The following is an 18,749-nucleotide window of genomic DNA, read 5'->3' as shown; positions in this document are numbered from 1 at the left end:
GCAACGAGGTCCGAGGCATGTCACAGTGGTCCGACCGCGGATTTCAGATCGCACCATCGCTGAGATTGTCACCCCGCGCGGCCGGGGCGATTGAATCGTCGAGCGATGGACTCGGCTGGCGCGCGATGTATGCAGCCTTTCGGCGCACGGAGCCGTTCGAGGCTTCATTTGCCGCCGCCAAGGGCATTATGCTCGTTGTGCAGCGTAATGAGGGGGTCGTCGTTGAACAGCGTATGGGCGGGCGTTGGGCAAGCAAACGTCTTCCGCGCGGTGCGCTGTCGATCCGGCCGATCGGGATGGATCATGAAACCCGGTTGCGCACGCCGGCGGAGGCCGGCCATATCTATCTCCACGCGTCGCTGTTGAAGGAGGTGGCACCGGACATCTGTGCGCATGATCCGGATCGGCTCGAGCTGCTACCTGTATTTGGTGAGGCCGATGCGGTGATGGCGCGGCTTGTCGAGGCAGTGCGGGAGCTCACGATCCAGCCAATTCCAGCGTCGAATTGTGCGTCGATTTTCTGGCGGCCGCCCTGGCGGCACAGCTTGCGCGGCATCACTCGAATGCGCAACATGCGGTCCGGCTGTTGCCGAAACTGTCGCTGTCGCGGCGGGGGACGTCGAGGATAGCAGACTACATCGAGGCTCACCTGCACGAATCCATTACGCTGGATCAGCTCGCGGGCGTTGCCGATCTCAGCGTCGTGCAGTTCATCCGGCAATTCAAGCGGGCCACCGGCTTGACCCCGCATCAATACGTGATGCGGGCGCGCGTCAACAGGGCCAGGCACCTTCTCGTGGAGGGCAAGGAGTCGATCGCGATCCTGGCGTTGCACTGCGGATTCTCGAGCCAGGAACATTTGACGCGGATATTCGGCATGTTCCTGGGCACGACGCCGGCCGCCTATCGCAGAGCCGCCGGGCGAAGCCTGATTTCCGATTAGGCTCTGCAGCAATGGACATGCCGTGCGCCTCCGGCCGAGGGCCGGTGTTGGTACCAGTACTGGTATCGACGGTGGCGATGGCAATGCCTGGCGGTGTAGTCGCGGACGCGTCCTGCACACCTGCACCGAACGGTCTTGCTGCGTTCTGACGGGCTGAAGCGCCTGCTGACTTGCGGCGGTGGCAAGAGGGGCCGAAAGACACCTCTCTTGCCACCGGGCCGAAATGCTCTGAGAAACATTCGTCCATGCAGGCCAGGGTTCAACCTGCACCGCATTGAGAGGATCATGTCCTGAGAGCCGGGTCCTGCAGAATCCGCGCCGATTTGAATGAACTGCGCGCGAGTGTCGAAAATCTGGAGTCAACGCGGCAGTGATGTTGGCTGGCTTCAGTCGGCGGCAAGGTGCATGCCACCGGCAAGGCTCGCAACATGTTCCACGGCTCTAAGATATGTGCTGGGCGACGCGAAGCGTTGGGCGGCGCCACGTGTTGGACTGCGAGCAAGAGCATGAGCCGACGACTTCGTCGGTGAAGTATCGTCAGCCTGCGCATCGTGGCGGCGTCACACAAATGCACATCGCTGCGTCTGGCTGGGCGAGGCGCCTCGACACGTAGTGAAAAAGAGGAGGGTGCTCATGGGCCAAGCACCCTCCTCAAGGTGGCACGACAAGTGTCCCGAGAGATCAGAAGAACGCCTTGACGTTCGCCAACAAAAGCAGGACTGGACAAATCAATCCTGACGAATCTGCGCATCCTTGCAGGAAATGCTCGCGAAATGTGCGGCCTTTAATGAGATCCAGTGCGTGTCGGAGTTCGAAGCGCAGGCCTGATCTTTGAACTTGCTGCGCGAAATTGTGCGGCTGTGGCGATCATTTTGTACAGAAACGCTCAGAATCATCAGGATTTGGCGGTTGGCCCGCGACACACTTTGCAACTGGTCCACGCCATCCGGAGCACGCGATGCATGTCATCTACATCTACAAAATCGATGGCTTCGCAGCGCGACCTGCGACCGACCGGCATACGATCGCGCCCGATGATGAGGACAGACCTTATTCTCCTGGCCGCCTCATTGTCCTGTGGTGCGTTCTGATTTGCCTTTGCCTGACATTCTGGGCTGCCGTTGGCTACGAGCTCACCCGCTTGTGGCTGCGTTTCTGAATGCGACGCGAGAAACAGGCGGATGGTGTGTTTGATGGACGCGACGTCAATGCGTTTCCTTGTAATGGCGAAAGGTCATGGAAGCGAGTTCTTGGCAGGGAAAGCCGGTGCCAATCCGATCGCAATGGGAAATTGCCAGGGAACGCGAGCCGCTTCGTTTGGCGATGGCGCCTGGCTCGGGAAGCCGTGCGTCTTGGGGGAGTACGGGAAGGTTGAGGGCGAATGACCACGCGGAGTTTTGTCGGACCATTTCCGCCTGGGATTGATGACGCAGCATACGGTTGAATGCTGAGCGAATACGGGACGCACAGGATGGCTCAACTCAACGTCAGGTACGATGATTCGATTTCGACCTACACCCGCATAATCTTCAGCTCGGTCGTAGCAGCCCTCAACAAGAGTGGGATCGTCCGAACGTCCAGGAACATCACAGTGACGGCGGATACGTCGCTCTGGACCAGCCGCATGGCCGGAAATCCGCGATGGCCGCCGGACCAGGCCGGCGCGACGCTCGGTGCGGCCACCAGCCCGACCATCATCATCAACCAAGCCATCAACTACCAGGACCAGGCTGATAATTTGATGTTTATCAAGGCGATGGTTCTCGAGCTGATCAATGTGATGTATCCGGGGCTTGGCGCTGACGCCGAGGCCCTCGTGGATCCCCTCATCAAGCTGATCTTCCACTGGCGGCGGTTGGATCGGTAAATCACGCATTTCCGTCATGGCCGGGCTCGGCCCGGCTTCACAAAGAAACGAAGAGATGGATGCCCGGGACAAGCCCGGGCAAGACGAATTTTTTTAGAGACTGGCCAGACGAGACCCAGCGAACTCATAGAGTGATCCGCTTATGCCATTGTCTTGCACGCCGTCCCTCCCCGCAACTCCAATGCCGCTACAGCGTGACCGGATCTGGTCCCGCGCTACCCGTGTTGCCCGTGCTGGCGCGTTCGCCGAACTCGTCGGAGCAGACGGGCCGCGTCGCGGGTCCCGCCTGCTCCGCGGATCGCGGCCTCGTCAGGCGATCGACTTCGCTGCCGCGCCCCCGTGTGTTTCGGCCCCTTCAGCATCCAGGTTGACTTGCGATGTCTCCGGCGCAATCAGCACGCACAACGTGGTGATCGCCAGCATCGCGAGGACATACATCGACACTGCAAGCGATGTGCCGTAATAGCTGAGCAGTCCCACGGAGATCATCGGGGCGATCGCTCCGCCGACGATGCCGGCCATCTGGTAGCCCATCGAAGCACCGCTGTAGCGCACGCGCGTCGGAAACATCTCCGCGATGAAGGCGGCCTGGGTGCCGTACATCGCCGCGTGCAGGAACAGGGCGAAAACGGCAGCCATGACGATGACCGGGAAGCTGCCGCTGTCGAGCATCATGAAGAAGGCGAACACGAAGACGGCCGAGCCCACCGCGCCGAACAGGTACACCGGACGCCGCCCGCACTGATCGGACAGGCTGCCGAACCACGGGATGAGGACCGTCTGGGCGGCCGCAGCGATCAGGACCGCCTGGAGGGCGTAGCTCTTCGGCAGATTGAGGAACGTCGTGGTGTAGGTCGCAATGAACAACACGAACGTATAGAAGGCGACGTCGACACCGACACGGGCGCCGATCGCGAGCAGCACGCGGCCGGGATAGTTGCGCAACACGTCGACGATCGGTGCGCGCGGCTCCTCGGCACGCTGCTCGGTCTCGCGGAACAGCGGGCTCTCGGCGACCGTCATCCGGATCCACATCCCGATGAAGACCAGCCCGATGCTCAGCAGGAACGGGACGCGCCAGCCCCATTCCCTGAACTGGGCTTCGGTAGTGAGCGCGCCCAGCAGCGCCAGCATGCCGTTCGACAGCAACAGCCCGATCGGCACGCCGATCTGCGGCCAGCTTGCGTTGAGGCCGCGCTGCGTGCTGTCCCCCGACTCCAGCGTCATCAGCACCGCGCCGCCCCATTCGCCGCCGAGGCCGAGGCCTTGCAGGAAGCGCAGCGTAACCAGCAGGATTGGCGCCCAGACGCCAATCCTGTCGTGGGTCGGCACCAGGCCGACCAGGAAGGTGGCGATGCCCATCAGCAGAAGGGTCGCCACGAGCACGTTCTTGCGGCCGATCTTGTCGCCGTAGTGACCGAACACGATGCCGCCGAGCGGCCGCGAGATGAAGCCCACGGCGAACGTGCTGAACGCCAGCAGGGTGCCGACCAGCGGATCGAAACTCGGGAAGAACAACTTGTTGAACACCAGCGCGCTGGTCGTGCCGTAGATGAAGAAATCATACCATTCGAGCGAAGTGCCGATCAGGCTCGCCGCGATGACGCGGCGAACCGATGTCGGCTTGACGGCGGTGGACGGGTAGGCCAGTGACATCGACGCTTTCCTCCTTTGAGGCGATCAGGGCTGGACGATTGGGTGCCGACAGGCTGTCCGCCCGGCTACGGACGAGATCACGCAGGCGCCGCGGATTTTCAGACATCGGGCGGTTTCCTGTCGAACGAGAAATTGTTGTAAGCCGCGATCGTATTTTGTTATCAATTGTTGCCGATTGGATAGGAAAAATCGATGAACACGCGCTTCCTGGAAACGCTGATCTGGTTGTCGCGCGTCGGGACGTTTCGCGAGGCTGCGCGGCAGATGCACGCCACCCAGGCTGCCGTGTCGCAGCGCATCGCGACGCTCGAGGAGGACCTTGGCGCCCCGCTGATCGATCGCTCGGTTCGCGGGCTGAAGCTGACGCCGGTCGGCGAGCGGGTGCTGCAACAGGCCGAGCGGCTGCTCGGCGTCGAGCGGGAGTTGCGGCTCACCGCGCAGCCGGATGCGGCGCCGGCGGGGCGGGTGCGGGTCGGCGTCATCGAATCGGTGGTGCACACCTGGCTCACCGCGCAGGTCGAAATGCTGTCGCGCAGATTTCCGGCCATCGAGCAGGACTTCACCGTCGATACCGCGCGCAACCTGCGCGACCAGTTTCGCCGGCATCGCCTCGATCTCCTGATCCAGAACGATCCGGTGGAAGAGGCTGCCGGCAATGAAAAGCTCGATATCGTCGAACTCTGCCGCTACCCGATCGAGTGGATCGGCCGCCCCGGCCTGCTGCCGCGGCGAACGCTGCGGATGGCGGACTTGATGCGCGTGCCGTTGCTCACCTTCTCGCGGACGTCGAGCCCGCATGCGCATGTCCGCGCGCTGTTCATCGGCAGCGAGCGCGAGCCGCGGATCAGCAGCTTCCCGTCGGTTGCCGCGATCCTCAGCCTGGCGCGGGAGGGGTTCGGGCTGGCGGCGATTCCGCCGATCTTCGTGCGGAACGAGCTCGAACGCGGCTCGCTCGTGCAATATGCCGGGCCCGCATTGCCGCAGCTCAAGGTCTCCGCCGTCCATCTCGATCCGGCCGCGCCGGCGGTGCAGGCGGTTGCGACCACAACCTGCGAGGTGGTGGCGGCGTTCTGCCGCAAGGCCGGCACGCCCTGGGCGTTTTCATCGTTGCAGGATGTTCCGCGGGGCAGGAAGGCGGGCGTGTCGGCTACGAAGCGGCGGCAGGCCCGGTCCAGACCCCGCGCGCGCGGATAGCGCTGCCGCATTCGCGCGCGCGGCGAGCGAGTGATCGCACGGCGGATTACAGGGAATCCCTCTGTCAAACCCGATGTCATCGACACCGCGCCGTCGACAATCCGAAAAAATTTAAACGGTCGTGCGCCCTTCATGCAATCATGCGGAGATTTTGCAGGACGAACTTTTCACGATGTGGCGTTCTCAATGCGTTGCGGGACATCTTGCCTGCAACGGTTCAATGCTCCCCATAAGCGTTGGGCTCCGGTGGCAAGAGGGGGGCGCGTTGCCCCTCTCTTGTTACGGCCCAAACATGTTGCGGCCAAGCATCCTACGGACCTGACATCCTGCGGACCTCGCATCGGATTTGCGCCGCCCGGCCCGTATCAACGGCGCCACCATTCAATGATTTTGCGACCGGCTCCGGTCGTTCGCGGAGGTCATCTCCGCCAGCGCGAATGCCTCAATCCGCCGAGAATCCGAACGGCACGCTCGACGTTCTGAAATCGTCGGGAAGGATGTCGCGGCCGATCGGCGGCGCCGAGCGCGCAGCGCATTTCGGGCGGTGGCAGACACGGCACGCGACGCCGATCGGCGTCGGCTCATCGGCACGCGGCCCTTGTCCGTCACGGGTATAGATCAACTGCCCGGCATGTTCGGCCGCGCAACCGATCGCAATCGCGCGCTCCACGCGAATGGCGCCGAACGAGCCGCCGCCGGCGGTGACGGTGCGGGCGATCGAGAAGAAGCGCTTGCCGTCGGGCAGCTCCAGCCACTGCGTGACGATCTCGCGCGGCGTCTTGAAAATTCCGTGCACGGACCACAGCGGGCACGCGCCGCCGTGCTTGGCGAACGGAAACCCGGCACCGTCGAGCAGCTTGGAAATGTTGCCGGCGGGATCGACGCGGATCAGGAAGAACGGGACCTTCTCGAGACCCGGCCGTTGCAGCGTCGTGGCGCGATGGGCGATCTGCTCGAAGCTGGCGCCGAACTGGCGCGCCAGCGCCTCCAGATCGTAGCGGCGCGCCTCGGCCGCCTTCGCAAACACCGAATACGGCATGATCAGCGCGGCCGCGGCATAGGCCGCGAGCGCCCGGCGCGCCAGCAGCACGGCGCTCTGGCTGGTGAACTTGCCGGCTTCCAGCGCCGCGCCGATCTCGGCCTCCATTTCGAGATAGGCGAGCTGCTTGGCGAGCTCGAAATGCAGGCTTGCGGTGTCGAGCGAGTCCTCGAGCAGCAGTTGCTTGCGATGCAGATCGAGCCGTCTGACCGAGCCGAGCATGACGCTCGGCGGCAGGTAGCGCACCTGAAGATTGTGACGCGCACGCAGCCGTTCGATGAAGCCGTTCGGCCCGCCGGCCGGCTCGGCGATGCGCTCGGCCGCATCGTCGAGGCTGGCAAAATTGTTGCGGCGTGCGGCCAGATAACGTCTGACCTCGGCGACCGGATCGTTGGCGTCGAAGCTCTCCTGCCCGGCGGACGATGCGGCGCCGGTCAGCGCCGGTGCGCTGCGCTCCGCCAGCGCCAGCTGCTCCTCGCGATAGGCGGTATAGAGGCGAAGGAATGCCTCCGTCATTCCGGGATAGCTCACGGCGAGGTCGCTGATCTCGAGCGCGGGAATGTCGATGTCGGAAAACATCGGCTCCTTGAGAATGGAATGCATCCGCGCCGCGTGGTCGACGCCGCCGTCGCCGGCAAGATCGGCGAGATCGATGTTGTAGGTGCGGGCAAGACGCAGCAGCATGTCCGCCGTCACCGGCCGTTGATTGCGCTCCAGCAGCGCGACATAAGGCGCCGAAATCTCGAGGTCGGCCGCCATGTCGGCCTGGGTCAGCCCGAGGTCGCGCCGGAGCCGGCGCAGGCGCGGGCCCATGAAGACCGAACGGGCGTTTGTGGTCGCCATGTCCTGGTTCCTGTTAATACATTACAACATTACATAGCATTTCTGTAAGGTATGACAAGTTTTCCGCGCAATGGCTAGCCCCTGGAACGAGGGCGCGTACAAACGCGTCAGTCTGTCGTCACTCAAGGGATCATGAACATGAACTTCCAGCCGCGTGGGATCAGCGATCGGGCGATCCAGGGACCAGCTTCCTATCAGAGCGAGATCGAAGCCGCCGAAGCGCTCCTCAAGACCAAGGAGACCTGGAACGGCGTCACCGCCGAAGCCGTGGCACGCATGCGTCTGCAGAACCGCTTCAAGACCGGCCTCGACGTCGCCCGCTACACCGCGGCGCTGATGCGGGCCGACATGGCGGCCTATGACGCCGACAGCACCAAGTACACCCAGTCGCTCGGCTGCTGGCACGGCTTCATCGCGCAGCAGAAGCTGATCTCGGTCAAGAAGCACTTCGGCAACACCGATCGCCGCTATCTCTATCTCTCCGGCTGGATGATCGCCGCGCTGCGCTCCGAGTTCGGGCCGTTGCCGGACCAGTCGATGCACGAGAAGACCTCGGTGCCGGCCCTGATCGAGGAACTCTACACCTTCCTGCGCCAGGCCGACTCCCGCGAGCTCAACGACATCTTCCGCGCGCTCGACGCCGCCCGCAAGGCCGGCGACAAGGCCAGGGAAGCGGCGCTGATCGAGAAGATCGACAATTTCCAGACCCATGTCGTGCCCGTCATCGCCGACATCGATGCCGGCTTCGGCAATGCCGAGGCGACCTACCTGCTCGCCAAGAAGATGATCGAGGCGGGCGCCTGCGCGCTGCAGATCGAGAACCAGGTCTCCGACGAGAAGCAGTGCGGCCACCAGGACGGCAAGGTGACCGTGCCGCATGAGGTGTTCATCGCGAAGATCCGCGCCTGCCGCCACGCCTTCCTCGAACTCGGCGTCGAAGACGGCATCATCGTGACCCGCACCGACTCGCTCGGCGCCGGCCTCACGCAGCAGATCGCCGTCAGCCACAAGCCTGGCGATATCGGCGACCAGTACAACAGCTTCCTCGATTGCGAGGAAGTGACGGCTGCCAATGCCCGCAATGGCGACGTCATCATCAACCAGAACGGCAAGATGATGCGTCCGAAGCGGCTGCCCTCCAATCTCTACCAGTTCCGTCCCGGCACCGGTGCGGATCGCTGCGTGCTCGACTGCATCACCTCGCTGCAGAACGGTGCCGACCTGCTCTGGATCGAGACCGAAAAGCCGCATATCGAGCAGATCGCCAGCATGGTCGACCGCATCCGCAAGGTCGTTCCGAACGCGAAGCTCGCCTACAACAACTCGCCGTCGTTCAACTGGACGCTCAACTTCCGCTGGCAGGTCTACGACGCCATGAAGGAAGCCGGCCAGGACGTCAGCAAGTACAATCGTGCCGAGCTGATGAAGGCGGAGTACGACGACACGCCGCTGGCGAAGGAAGCCGACGAGCGCATCCGCACCTTCCAGGCGGATTCGGCCAAGCGCGCCGGCATCTTCCACCACCTGATCACGCTGCCGACCTACCACACCGCCGCGCTCTCGACCGACAATCTGGCCCGCGAGTACTTCGGCGAGCAGGGCATGCTCGGCTATGTGAAGAACGTCCAGCGCGCCGAGATCCGTCAGGGTATCGCCTGCGTGAAGCATCAAAACATGGCGGGATCCGACATCGGCGACGAACACAAGGAGTACTTCGCCGGTGAAGCCGCGCTGAAGGCGGGCGGCACCCACAACACGATGAACCAGTTCGGCTAGTCGCTGAACTTCCCGGTCCGGAGTCCGATCGGACCCCGGACCGGTCATCCGGTCCAAGAGAGCCGCCTGTTCAGGGCGGCTTTCTTTTTACCGCCGCCTTGCCGCGGATGCGCTCGAGCGAAGTGGACACCGGTTCGCGTGATGTAAACGCATCAAGACAAGACTCCAGCGCTTCGGTTCTGATTCAATCGGAACCGGAATTGCTCTAGACTGGCGCCATGACCCAACCGACCCAATGGTATTTCGTCTGGCTCGACGGTCCGCGCGGGCCGGAGCCGCAGAAGTGGTCGCCCGAGGGGCTCTGGGGCCAGATCGGCCGCCAGGATGTAATCGTGCGTTTCGAGCTGACGGAACGCGAGGCAAAGCTCTCGCTCGATCAATTGGCCAAACTGCATCCGCTGCCGACCGGATCATAGCGTCGGTCGCCGCGGACCTATTGCCGGACGCCGGCTTCTCGAACGGGGCTGCGCCGCTGCGGCGCGGGCGGTTGCCATGTTGCGCCCTGCTCGGCGAGCAGATGGATGCCCCACGCGGCGATCGGCGTCAGCAACGCGACAAGCTCGCGTCCCTTCGCCGTCAGGCCATAGGTCGATCGTTCGGGTGATTCCTTGCGATGCCAGATGGCACCGTCGGCGATCAGGTCACGCAACAGGCTGGACAGCACCTGCTGCCGGACCCCTCCGATCGAATTGCGCAACTCGCCGAAGCTGAGCTCATCCAGCGACAGCAGATAGAGCACCCGGACCTTCCACTTGCCGGCGACGATCGCAAGCACCGTCTCGACCGGACAGGGATCCAAAGCGGGACGCTTGCGACGATAGGGCATGATGTCCTCGGTCAGAAATTAATGTGTCTGGTTGACCCCCGATCGATATGGGACCGTGCGGTGGTGAATACGACAGGGTCCGCACAGGTGTCTCGATGAGCGGTCGGTTGCTCAATTGGCTTCTCTGGGCCGGCGTGGCCTACTTCTGCTGCATGGCGATAGCGCACTTCTTCGGCATCAAGGTGCCAATCCTCTTCGTCTACTACGATACACCTTATTACGCCTATCAGGACAAGATCATCTCGTTTGCGGTCGTGGCCTATATCTGCCTGTTCGCATCGGCAGCGAGATCGCACGATGCCGTGGCCGCCGCACTGGTTGCGATCTGGGTCACGGTCGCAGGCCTCTGCGCCGTCAACCTTTCGGATGCGCTGCAGGCTGTCCTGTCCGGCAAGTCGACGCTGGTCTACTGGCTGCAGACCGCAGCACTCGCGATTTATGCATTGTGCCTGACCGCGTTTTGGCGACAATCGCGCCGTCCAACGACACGCTGAAGGCGGACGGCGACGATGCACCCGGAGCGGATCTTCCATAACGGCGACGTGTTCACTGCGGATGCTGCCGCCGGACGCGCCCAGGCGATTGCGGTTGCCGGCGGCAAATTCGTTGCGGTCGGCGGCGATCTCGACGTGAAGGGACTGGCGGGTCCCGGCACCGAATTGGTCGACCTCCGCGGCCGCATGCTGTTGCCCGGCATCGTCGACGTGCACAACCACCATCTCCGCGGCGGGCAGTCCGACCTCTACGAATTGAAACTGCTGCCGACGATGTCGCTCGACGCTGTGATCGAAGCCGTCCGCGCGCGATGCGCGGCGACGAATCCGGGCGAATGGGTCTTCGGTGGCATCTGGGGAAGTCATCTGGTCGAGGCAATCGGCCGGGCCGGCGCGCTCGCGGCGCTTGATGCGGTCTCGGCAGCGCATCCGGTGATGCTGCGGGACGACAGCCAGCACAACCGCTGGGTCAATTCCTGCGCATTGAAGCTGATCGGGATCACCGCCGACACGCCGAATCCGCCCGATGGTGAAATCCTCCGCGATGCCGGGACGGGCGCTGCGGCCGGCCTGTTGCTGGAGCGCGCCTCGGGCCTCGCCGAGCAGGCGGTCGAGCGCAGCATCCCGGACCTTGCGGCGCGCAACAAGGCCTCGTGCCGCCGCGCGGTGGAAATCCTCAATGGCTTCGGCGTCACCGCGTTTCAGGACGCGACCACGGTGCTGCCATTCCTGGAGGCGCTCGCTGCGCTCGACCGTGCCGGCGAGCTCAACGGCTGGTGCGTCACCTCGTTGCCCGGGCAGCGGACCTTGTCGGGCGCCGACTTCGTCGGTGACGCGCTGATCGCGCGTCGCGAGACCTATCGCACGCGGCACGTCCGGCCCGATTTCATCAAGCTGTTCATGGACGGGGTGCCGACCACGCGCACCGCCGCGATGCTGACGCCCTACCGTGCCACGCGTCTTCAAGGCTGCTGCTTTTGCGGCGATCCCCTGATTTCGATTCCTGCGCTCGTGCGATGGATCGCAAAGGCCGAGCAGTACGGCATGCGGGTCAAGGTTCATTGCACCGGCGATGCCGCGGTTCGCGATACGCTCGACGCTGTCGACGTGGTGCGCAGCTTCAACGGACCCGACGATGGAGCAGGCCCGGTCCACCAGATCGCGCATGCAGGCTTCGTCGATCCCGCCGACATCCCCCGCTTCCGCGCCCTCAATGTCGCGGCGGACCTCTCGCCGATCATCTGGTATCCGGGCCCGATCCAGCAGGCGATCCGCGCGGCGATGCCGGACGAGCGCGCCGACTGCTATTGGCCGCTGCGCGATCTGCACGAGGCCGGCGCGTTGCTGGCGGCCGGATCGGACTGGCCTGTCGTTGCCAACCCCGATCCCTGGCTCGGGATCGAGGGCATGATCACCCGCCGCAATCCCAAGGGCGGATATGACGGCGCGCTCTGGCCGGAGCAGGCGCTCGATCTCGAGACGGTGCTGCGCATCTACACCATCAATGCCGCGCGTGCGATGGGCCTTTCCGCTCTCACCGGATCGATCGAAGCCGGAAAATCTGCCGACTTCATCGTGGTCGATCGCGACCTCTTCGCGACCGCGCCGGAACGCTTGTCGCAGAGCAAGGTGCTGTCGACGTGGTTCGAGGGCCGCTGCGTTCACGAGGCGAGCTAGAACGCGATGAGATCAGGCTGAATCGTCATCGCGCTTTAGCTCGCCTCGTCAAACCGCAACCTTGATCCGTCGGTTCTGACGGCCCTTGTTGTCGATCTTGACGATCCGCGCCGGGCGCGACCGTCCGGTCGATGCAAGATGCGTCCCGCCGCAGGCCTGGCGATCGAGATCGCGGATCTCGACGATGCGAACGAGCCCGTCCTGGCCGACCGGCGGAGCGACGGCCTTGCTTCGGAACAGGCCGGGCAAGGCCTGCGCTTCGTCGTGGGGCATGAAGGTGGCACTTACCGGGAGATCCTGCCGGATGACGTCGTTCAGCGGCCCCTCGAGCGCGCGCAGCGCGTCATTGTCGGCGCCGGGCAGATCGAAGTCGACGCGGAACGTGCCGTCCTCGTTGAGCTGGGCTCCGGTGAGCAGCGCGCCGCCGAACCGCGTATAGACCAGCGCATTGACGACATGGGCCAGCGTGTGAAGTTCGCACATCAGCGCGCGAAACGAAGGCTCGACGTCGAGCACCACCGTGCCCGAGGGCACGGCGTCAGCGGCAAACATATGCCAGAGGCCGCGCTCGTCGCGCTCCAGTCCGGTGACGGGCAGGACGCCGCCGGACCATTTGAGGACGCCGCGATCGGCAAGCTGTCCGCCACCTCCCGGAAAGAACGGCGAGCGTGCGACGAGCACCGCGCCCGGCCTGACATCGAGCACCTCGGCTTCGAGCTGCAGGATGTCGGGATGATCGAGATAGAAGGCGCGGGACATGGAGATCATCGTCCGAAGGTTTCCGACGCCTCGGCTATCCGGGCGAGCACGGTGTCGAATGCGGGGCTGCACTGAAACGTCGCAAAGGGGATGGGCTCCTGCGGCGCTGCATCTCCGTGAGAAAGACCCAGCCGCCAATAGGCGATATCGTGCCAACGGCCGAGCTTGAAGCCGATGTCCATGTGGGTTCCGATATGCTTGAAGCCCATCGCCTCGTGCAAGCGGCTGCTCCCGGGATTCGGCAAGACGATTTCCGCGAAGGCAGAGCGGAAGCCCTGCTCGCGCAGCGCGGCCAACAGCACGCCGTAGAGGCTGCGCCCGATCCCCTCTCGACGCACCTGGGCGCCGACATAGACTGTCACGTCAGCGGTCCAGCGATAGGCCGCACGCTGGCTATGCTTGCCGGCATAGGCGTAGCCGACGATCTCGCCACTCCGATCTGCGACCAGCCATGGATGCGTCGCCAGTGTTCCGGCGATCCGCTCCGCCATGACGGTCGCTGAGGGCGGCTCAGCCTCGAACGAAACAGCCGTGTCGCGAACATAGGGCGCGTAGACGGCCGCCACGCCTGCGGCATCGGCTTCTCGTGCCGGCCGAATGATGATCGCTTGATCCATGTTGCGAAGGCTACCGGATGAGGATCGGTCCGTAAATCTCCGTCGGCGCGTCTACTCTGCCGGTGCCGGGCTCGGCGATGCCTTGGCGGGTGCCTTGTCGACCTTCTTCGACCATGAACGGTAATAGGCGAGCGCGGTCATCAACGCGATGCCGATCGCGCTGACCACGATCTGCATCCAGATGCTGTCGGAGACCTCGACCAGCACCAGGTGAGCGATCACGGCGAGGAAGACGCCGGAGCAGAACACCTCGAGCGACTGCTGGCCGCATTTGATCATGGGACGGAACACCGGCCATTGCAGGCCGGCCCAGTCCTTCGGCAGGAAGCGCGTGACGAAGAAGGCCAGCACCACGAAGTGCAGCACGCGATAGGGCGCGAGGTTGGTCTTGTCGTTGGGGTTGAACGCATCATAGAGCCCGGCCGGCATCGCGTGCCCGAGTTCGGGGATCCGGCCCGCCAACGTCATCACCAGCGCGAACAGCAGGTAAGCCGCGCCCAGCATCAGGAAGGTGCGCGAGCGGATGAACGAGATCGACTCGCCGGCGCCGCCGAGCGCGAACCAGCCACCGAACACGAACAGGAACTGCCAGCAGAACGGATTGAAGTACCACGTGCCGCCGGGATACGCCGGCAGGTTCGAGCCGAAATGGCGGGCTGCCAGATAGAGCAGGAAAGACAGGAGCAGCGTCGTGTTGAGTCGCCGCAGCATCATCCAGAGCACCAGGGGATACACCACCATCAGCGCGATATAGAGCGGCAGCACGTCCATGTTGACCGGCTTGAATGCCAGGATGAGGCCCTGGTAGAGCGTCGCGGCCGGGTTCTGCATGAAGCCGGCGACGTTGAATTCGTTTTGCAGGTTCGGGTCGTGGTAGCGCTGGGAGAGATAGCCGATCTCGGCGATGTAGATCACGAACAGCATCACATGCGCGACATAGATCTGCCAGGCGCGCTTGATCAGGCGGGTGCCGCCGATCACGAAGCCGCGCTCGAGCATGATCCGCGCATAGACGAACGAGGCGGTGTAGCCGGAGATGAAGACGAACAGGTCGGCGGCGTCGCTGAAGCCGAAATTCTTCTGGGTGATCCAGTTCACCGCATTGTTCGGGATGTGATCGAGAAAGATCGCCCAGTTGGCGAAGCCACGCAGCAGATCGAGACGATAGTCGCGCCCGCGCGGCGGCAGGACTGCATGAACGTCCATGGATTCGTTCCCTGTTCCGGCCGGCGAATTGCGTTTCGCCGGGTGCGCCCGGCATCATCCTAGCAAGCTTCGCATGGCTCGCACCATGTTTTGGCCCAGCCCTTGCAGGAACGGAATCCGTCAACCGCCTGTCACATCTCGTCCGCGGCAACGTCGTTGTCTTGTTGCGAGACCAAACCAAAAGTTGCAGGATGAGCGCGGTCAGGATTCACATGTTGGGAGTGAAGACATGATCCATTCCGTTCAATCGAACCGTTCCGTGCTGGCCGCCATCGGCCTCGCCTTCGTCCTCACGATCGGGTTGCTCGCGCCGCCCGTGGCCGCGCAACAGAGCTCGGATGCCGCGCTGCCCCGCGTGCTCGTGCTCGGTACCGGCGGCACGATCGCCGGCCAGGCCAACGCGCGCGCCGGCAACGCCTATGATTCCGGCAAGGTGACTGCGGCGGGCCTCATCGCCGCCATCCCTGACATGGACAAGCTCGCCAGGATCTCGGCCGAGCAGATCTCGTCGATCGGCTCGCAGGACATGAACGACAAGGTCTGGTTCGACCTCGTCAAGCGCATCCGCGCTGCTGTTGACAACAAGGAAATCGACGGTGTCGTGATCACCCACGGCACCGACACGATGGAGGAGACCGCGTTCTTCCTCTCGAACGTGCTCGACACCGACATCCCGATCGTGCTGGTCGGATCGATGCGCCCCTCGACCGCGGTCGGCGCCGACGGTCCCGCCAATCTGTACGAGGCGATGCGGGTCGCATCCGCGCCGGAATCGCGCGGCCGCGGCGTGCTCGTGGTGCTCAACGACATCATTCATGGTGCGCGCTTCGTGCAGAAGACCAACACCACCAGTGTCGACACGTTCCGTTCGCCCAATGCCGGGCCGGTCGGTTATGTCGATACCGGCTCACTGCGCTATCTCGAGCCGGCCGCGACGGCCAAGGGACCGAAGTACAAGCTGCCGGACGCCCCGCCGCTGCCGCGGGTCGACATCGTCTATTCGCACGCCAACATGGACGCCGCGGAGGTCGAGGACGCGGTGAAGCGCGGTGCCAAGGGCATCGTGCTGGCGGGTGTCGGCGACGGCAATTCGTCCAAGGGCGCGATCGACGCGCTCGCGGCCGCAGCCAAGCAGGGCGTCGTCGTGGTCCGCTCGTCCCGAGTCGGCTCCGGCTACGTGAACCGCAACGTAGAGGTCGAGGACGACAAGCTCGGCTTCGCCGTCGCGCTCGACCTCAACCCGCAAAAAGCGCGCGTCCTGCTCGAACTCCTGATCGCCAACGGCATCACCGATCCCAAGGCAGTGCAGCAGGCGTATGGGCAGTAGTGATTGACGTAAGGTGAGCACACTTGTCCGGCTCCCTCCCTCCTTGTGGGGGAGGGTGGGGAGAGGGGTGAGCCGCGGGCGAGATAACTGAGAAGAGCGTCGCTGTCGCAACGAAGTTCGCGCGTTGTTCGGACGTAGATAAAGAGAGCACGTCGTGTGGCGCCCCTCTCCCCAACCCTCCCCCTCAAGGAGAGAATGGACTGTCCATAGGTGTCCGCGCATGTCCGCGCGTATCCACCTAAACCCTTGTTCTCTCGGAAATCGCGTCCATAACTGTGTTTCGGTGCCTGCCGGTGCCCACGCGCATGTTTGATACAGTTTCTGCGCGCAGGCTGCAGTGTCGAAACATCGGCTCACGCCAGACGCTTACTGAGCCTGCACCTGAACCACAAACCATCGACATGCCATTCTAGGTCCGACACTTCCCAAGCACTGTGCCAGCCCTTGGCAGACCAGTCTTCATCGGTGTGTTGAATGAGGAGTATGCCGGTCTTCTCCAAGAGCTCTCGAACCTTTCGGCTTCTGGCAGTCTCGCGCGCTCCTGTTCCGTCTCCGCGTTCATCGCCGTTGTCTACGTACCACACGACGGCCTCTGCTGCCGGTGTTCCCTCCTCAGGCCATTTGATAAGTCTGGAATGACCTATCGCACACACTCGGCCTTGCCATGTGGCCCACCAATCAGAACAATTGGCACGATGCGGGTTAAACTTGCTTCCGTTCATTCTCCAGTCTCCCGATAAGGCCCGCGCGACCACCGGGAAGCTTGGTGCTTCGTAAATTGGAGTCGCAAGGCCCTACTTTTGCTATTGCGCGCCAATGATTTGTGTTTTTGTGCCTTCGAGACCTTGCTTCAGGCCGGGGGCGGGGCACGAGAATGCGACTTGAGACAGCTTCGCGACAGTCGAGCAGATTTTCATTGAAATAATTAGCGAAATTTTCGCTGTCCCATCTCCCACAAGGGGAGAGAGAGCCCGCCGGCGCGTCCTTCACGATTCCGCTTGTGAGCGGCGGACTCTTGCTCAGCTCTGGCCGGCCAGTGCTGAAAGCTTGCCCAACAGCCTTGTTCTGTCCTTGCCGATCATCAGCACGCTGCTGTCAGGTGCAAGCAGCGCGGAGAACGGCAGCATGGCGGCTCCGATCGGCGAGCCTTCGGGGCCGAACTGGCCCGGTACGATCTCCGGTGCGACGATGCCGGTGGCGCGCACGCGACTGAATTGGCTTTGCACCTTCGCCAACAGCTCCAGATGAATCGACCGTGGCAAGATGCTATCGAGCACGATCGCCTCGATGTCGACGACCGAAGCGATGGCGATGATCGCCTCGACCAGCGCGTTGGCGCAATCCTCGATCCATTCGTTCAGCGGTTCCCGCGCGCCTGAAGGCATGGGGTCCAGCTCCCGCACCCGCGTGATCTCGATGCCGCGCGACTTCAGGTGATTGACCAGCACGTAGATCGAGGCCCGGTGAAGCAGGCTCGGGTAGCGCCCCGGTTTGGCCGCGGCCGAATCGAGGCTCGACGGGGAGACCGGTATCGGACCCAGTGCGGCGCTGTTTCCATGCGGGCCGGGCTGCACCTTGCCGCCTTGCACCAGGCCGCCGCCGACGAAGGTGTCGATCGAGATGTGCATGAAATCGTGGAAGCGGGCGCCGGCACCCAGGACGAGTTCGGCCAGCGCCGCAGATGTGGCATCGTTCTCGATGAACACCGGCACCTTTGTCGGCGTCGTGAAGTGCGTCATGAGCTCGATCGCGTCCCAGCGGTCGCCAAGGTCGGCCGGAAAGCCGAGCTCCTCGATCCAGCCGCCGAGGAAGAAGGGCGAGGCAATGCCGACGCCAACCATGGAAGCATCATCGAGGCCATTCACGAGCGCGTCGAAATTGGCGAGGGAGGTGTTGCCTGCCTTGCGGACCAGCTCGGGGTCCGGATAGCGGTATTCGTGCGACTCGCGGGCGCGCAGCTCGCCTGCAAAATCGACCAGCACCGCCTCCAGCGCGCGACGGCCGATCTTGATGCCCACGCTGTAAATGCGTTCCGGCATCAGCCGGTAGAGGACGGATGGCGATCCGCGCTGTCCGAACCTTTTTCCTACTTGCTTTACGAATCCTGCGGCTTCCAGCCCATCGACAATATCGGCCACAGCGGCCGGTGTGAGGTGCGCAGCGCGCGCAAGGTCGGACTTGGACGCTTCCTTGAGGCGGCGGATGGCGTCGAGCACGAAGCGCTCGTTGTAGTGTCGAAGCTTGACCGAATTGCTGCCCTTTCCCGACAAGCCTTCATCTCCAATCAAGCCTTCGCGGCCGCTTCTGGCTCGCCGCTGCGATCGGCTGCCGGTCGCGCCGGAATTCCGCACGACGTTTTGCGTCACCCCCGTGGGAACCATTTTTCCCGTTGCGGCGTGAATATAATATAGTAAGTTAAAAAAATAAATGTCCGCCTGGGGAAAAGGCGGGCGAGGGGAAGCGATCCCGGTCCTGTTGGCTACCAACGGCGTCGGCACACGCGTGCCGAAATTGACAACCGGCAA

18 protein-coding genes are annotated in these 18,749 nt (G+C 63.5%); 10 read left to right on the top strand and 8 right to left on the bottom strand.

Annotated features, from left to right (window positions below):
• Nucleotides 1–17 precede the first annotated feature (17 nt).
• Both JQ586_RS18085 and JQ586_RS18080 read left to right on the top strand, forming a co-directional pair.
• Entirely contained in the window at nt 18–629 is a 612-nt protein-coding gene (locus JQ586_RS18085) for a hypothetical protein (protein ID WP_212395959.1), read from the top strand.
• Entirely contained in the window at nt 587–943 is a 357-nt protein-coding gene (locus JQ586_RS18080) for a helix-turn-helix domain-containing protein (protein ID WP_212395958.1), read from the top strand. Before JQ586_RS18085 ends, JQ586_RS18080 begins: the two co-directional genes overlap by 43 nt.
• A gap of 728 nt (nt 944–1,671) precedes the next feature.
• Here JQ586_RS18080 and JQ586_RS18075 read toward each other — a convergent pair.
• Complete coding sequence (locus JQ586_RS18075) at nt 1,672–1,884, bottom strand: hypothetical protein (protein ID WP_212395957.1); 213 nt, start codon at nt 1,882–1,884, stop codon at nt 1,672–1,674.
• A 17-nt stretch (nt 1,885–1,901) separates the two neighbouring features.
• Here JQ586_RS18075 and JQ586_RS18070 point away from each other — a divergent pair, with 17 nt between their 5' ends.
• Nucleotides 1,902–2,102, top strand: coding sequence for a hypothetical protein (locus tag JQ586_RS18070; RefSeq protein ID WP_212395956.1), 201 nt, complete (start codon nt 1,902–1,904; stop codon nt 2,100–2,102).
• 285 nt (nt 2,103–2,387) lie between these two features.
• Complete coding sequence (locus JQ586_RS18065; RefSeq protein ID WP_212395955.1) at nt 2,388–2,810, top strand: hypothetical protein; 423 nt, start codon at nt 2,388–2,390, stop codon at nt 2,808–2,810.
• A 309-nt stretch (nt 2,811–3,119) separates the two neighbouring features.
• Here the strand turns inward: JQ586_RS18065 and JQ586_RS18060 are convergent, their stop codons facing one another.
• Nucleotides 3,120–4,466 carry an MFS transporter gene (locus JQ586_RS18060; protein ID WP_212395954.1) on the bottom strand — a complete coding sequence of 449 codons (1,347 nt, stop codon included), beginning with the start codon at nt 4,464–4,466 and terminating at the stop codon, nt 3,120–3,122.
• A gap of 192 nt (nt 4,467–4,658) precedes the next feature.
• Between JQ586_RS18060 and JQ586_RS18055 the strand changes: the two genes are divergently transcribed.
• Nucleotides 4,659–5,660 carry a LysR family transcriptional regulator gene (locus tag JQ586_RS18055; protein WP_212395953.1) on the top strand — a complete coding sequence of 334 codons (1,002 nt, stop codon included), beginning with the start codon at nt 4,659–4,661 and terminating at the stop codon, nt 5,658–5,660.
• Nucleotides 5,661–6,102: 442 nt separating this feature from the next.
• Here JQ586_RS18055 and JQ586_RS18050 read toward each other — a convergent pair whose 3' ends face one another.
• The gene (locus JQ586_RS18050; RefSeq protein ID WP_212395952.1) at nt 6,103–7,542 is read right to left on the bottom strand and encodes a short-chain fatty acyl-CoA regulator family protein; all 1,440 of its coding nucleotides are present in this window, start codon (nt 7,540–7,542) and stop codon (nt 6,103–6,105) included.
• Between the two features lie 138 nt (nt 7,543–7,680).
• On the opposite strand from JQ586_RS18050, the gene JQ586_RS18045 reads away from it, so the two are divergent.
• Together JQ586_RS18045 and JQ586_RS18040 are read left to right on the top strand one after the other, a co-directional pair.
• Complete coding sequence (locus JQ586_RS18045; RefSeq protein WP_212395951.1) at nt 7,681–9,318, top strand: isocitrate lyase; 1,638 nt, start codon at nt 7,681–7,683, stop codon at nt 9,316–9,318.
• Between the two features lie 218 nt (nt 9,319–9,536).
• Nucleotides 9,537–9,734 (top strand): hypothetical protein, encoded by a 198-nt coding sequence (locus JQ586_RS18040; protein ID WP_212395950.1) that lies wholly within the window; start codon nt 9,537–9,539, stop codon nt 9,732–9,734.
• A 17-nt stretch (nt 9,735–9,751) separates the two neighbouring features.
• On the opposite strand, the gene JQ586_RS18035 is transcribed toward JQ586_RS18040, so the two are convergent.
• Nucleotides 9,752–10,144, bottom strand: a complete 393-nt coding sequence (locus JQ586_RS18035) for a helix-turn-helix domain-containing protein (protein WP_212395949.1) — start codon at nt 10,142–10,144, stop codon at nt 9,752–9,754.
• A gap of 95 nt (nt 10,145–10,239) precedes the next feature.
• On the opposite strand from JQ586_RS18035, the gene JQ586_RS18030 reads away from it, so the two are divergent.
• Together JQ586_RS18030 and JQ586_RS18025 are read left to right on the top strand one after the other, a co-directional pair.
• Nucleotides 10,240–10,638, top strand: a complete 399-nt coding sequence (locus JQ586_RS18030; RefSeq protein WP_212395948.1) for a hypothetical protein — start codon at nt 10,240–10,242, stop codon at nt 10,636–10,638.
• Between the two features lie 15 nt (nt 10,639–10,653).
• Complete coding sequence (locus JQ586_RS18025; RefSeq protein WP_212395947.1) at nt 10,654–12,315, top strand: amidohydrolase; 1,662 nt, start codon at nt 10,654–10,656, stop codon at nt 12,313–12,315.
• A 48-nt stretch (nt 12,316–12,363) separates the two neighbouring features.
• Here JQ586_RS18025 and JQ586_RS18020 read toward each other — a convergent pair whose 3' ends face one another.
• Genes JQ586_RS18020 through JQ586_RS18010 form a run of 3 tightly spaced genes read right to left on the bottom strand, consistent with a single transcriptional unit; the run spans nt 12,364 to nt 14,897 of the window.
• Nucleotides 12,364–13,074 carry an alanyl-tRNA editing protein gene (locus tag JQ586_RS18020; protein ID WP_249147732.1) on the bottom strand — a complete coding sequence of 237 codons (711 nt, stop codon included), beginning with the start codon at nt 13,072–13,074 and terminating at the stop codon, nt 12,364–12,366.
• Nucleotides 13,075–13,079: 5 nt separating this feature from the next.
• Nucleotides 13,080–13,691: an arsinothricin resistance N-acetyltransferase ArsN1 family B gene (locus JQ586_RS18015; RefSeq protein ID WP_212395945.1), complete on the bottom strand. Its 612-nt coding sequence runs from the start codon at nt 13,689–13,691 to the stop codon at nt 13,080–13,082.
• A gap of 51 nt (nt 13,692–13,742) precedes the next feature.
• The gene (locus JQ586_RS18010; protein ID WP_212395944.1) at nt 13,743–14,897 is read right to left on the bottom strand and encodes an OpgC domain-containing protein; all 1,155 of its coding nucleotides are present in this window, start codon (nt 14,895–14,897) and stop codon (nt 13,743–13,745) included.
• Nucleotides 14,898–15,126: 229 nt separating this feature from the next.
• On the opposite strand from JQ586_RS18010, the gene JQ586_RS18005 reads away from it, so the two are divergent.
• Complete coding sequence (locus JQ586_RS18005) at nt 15,127–16,224, top strand: asparaginase (RefSeq protein ID WP_212395943.1); 1,098 nt, start codon at nt 15,127–15,129, stop codon at nt 16,222–16,224.
• 1,019 nt (nt 16,225–17,243) lie between these two features.
• Here the strand turns inward: JQ586_RS18005 and JQ586_RS18000 are convergent.
• Entirely contained in the window at nt 17,244–18,749 is a 1,506-nt protein-coding gene (locus JQ586_RS18000) for an ROK family transcriptional regulator (protein WP_249147731.1), read from the bottom strand.

It is taken from the genome of Bradyrhizobium jicamae, from assembly GCF_018130215.1.
Lineage (GTDB): Bacteria > Pseudomonadota > Alphaproteobacteria > Rhizobiales > Xanthobacteraceae > Bradyrhizobium > Bradyrhizobium jicamae_A.
Note: the sequence above shows the minus strand (reverse complement) of the source record. Positions and strands in the feature narration are given on the sequence as shown.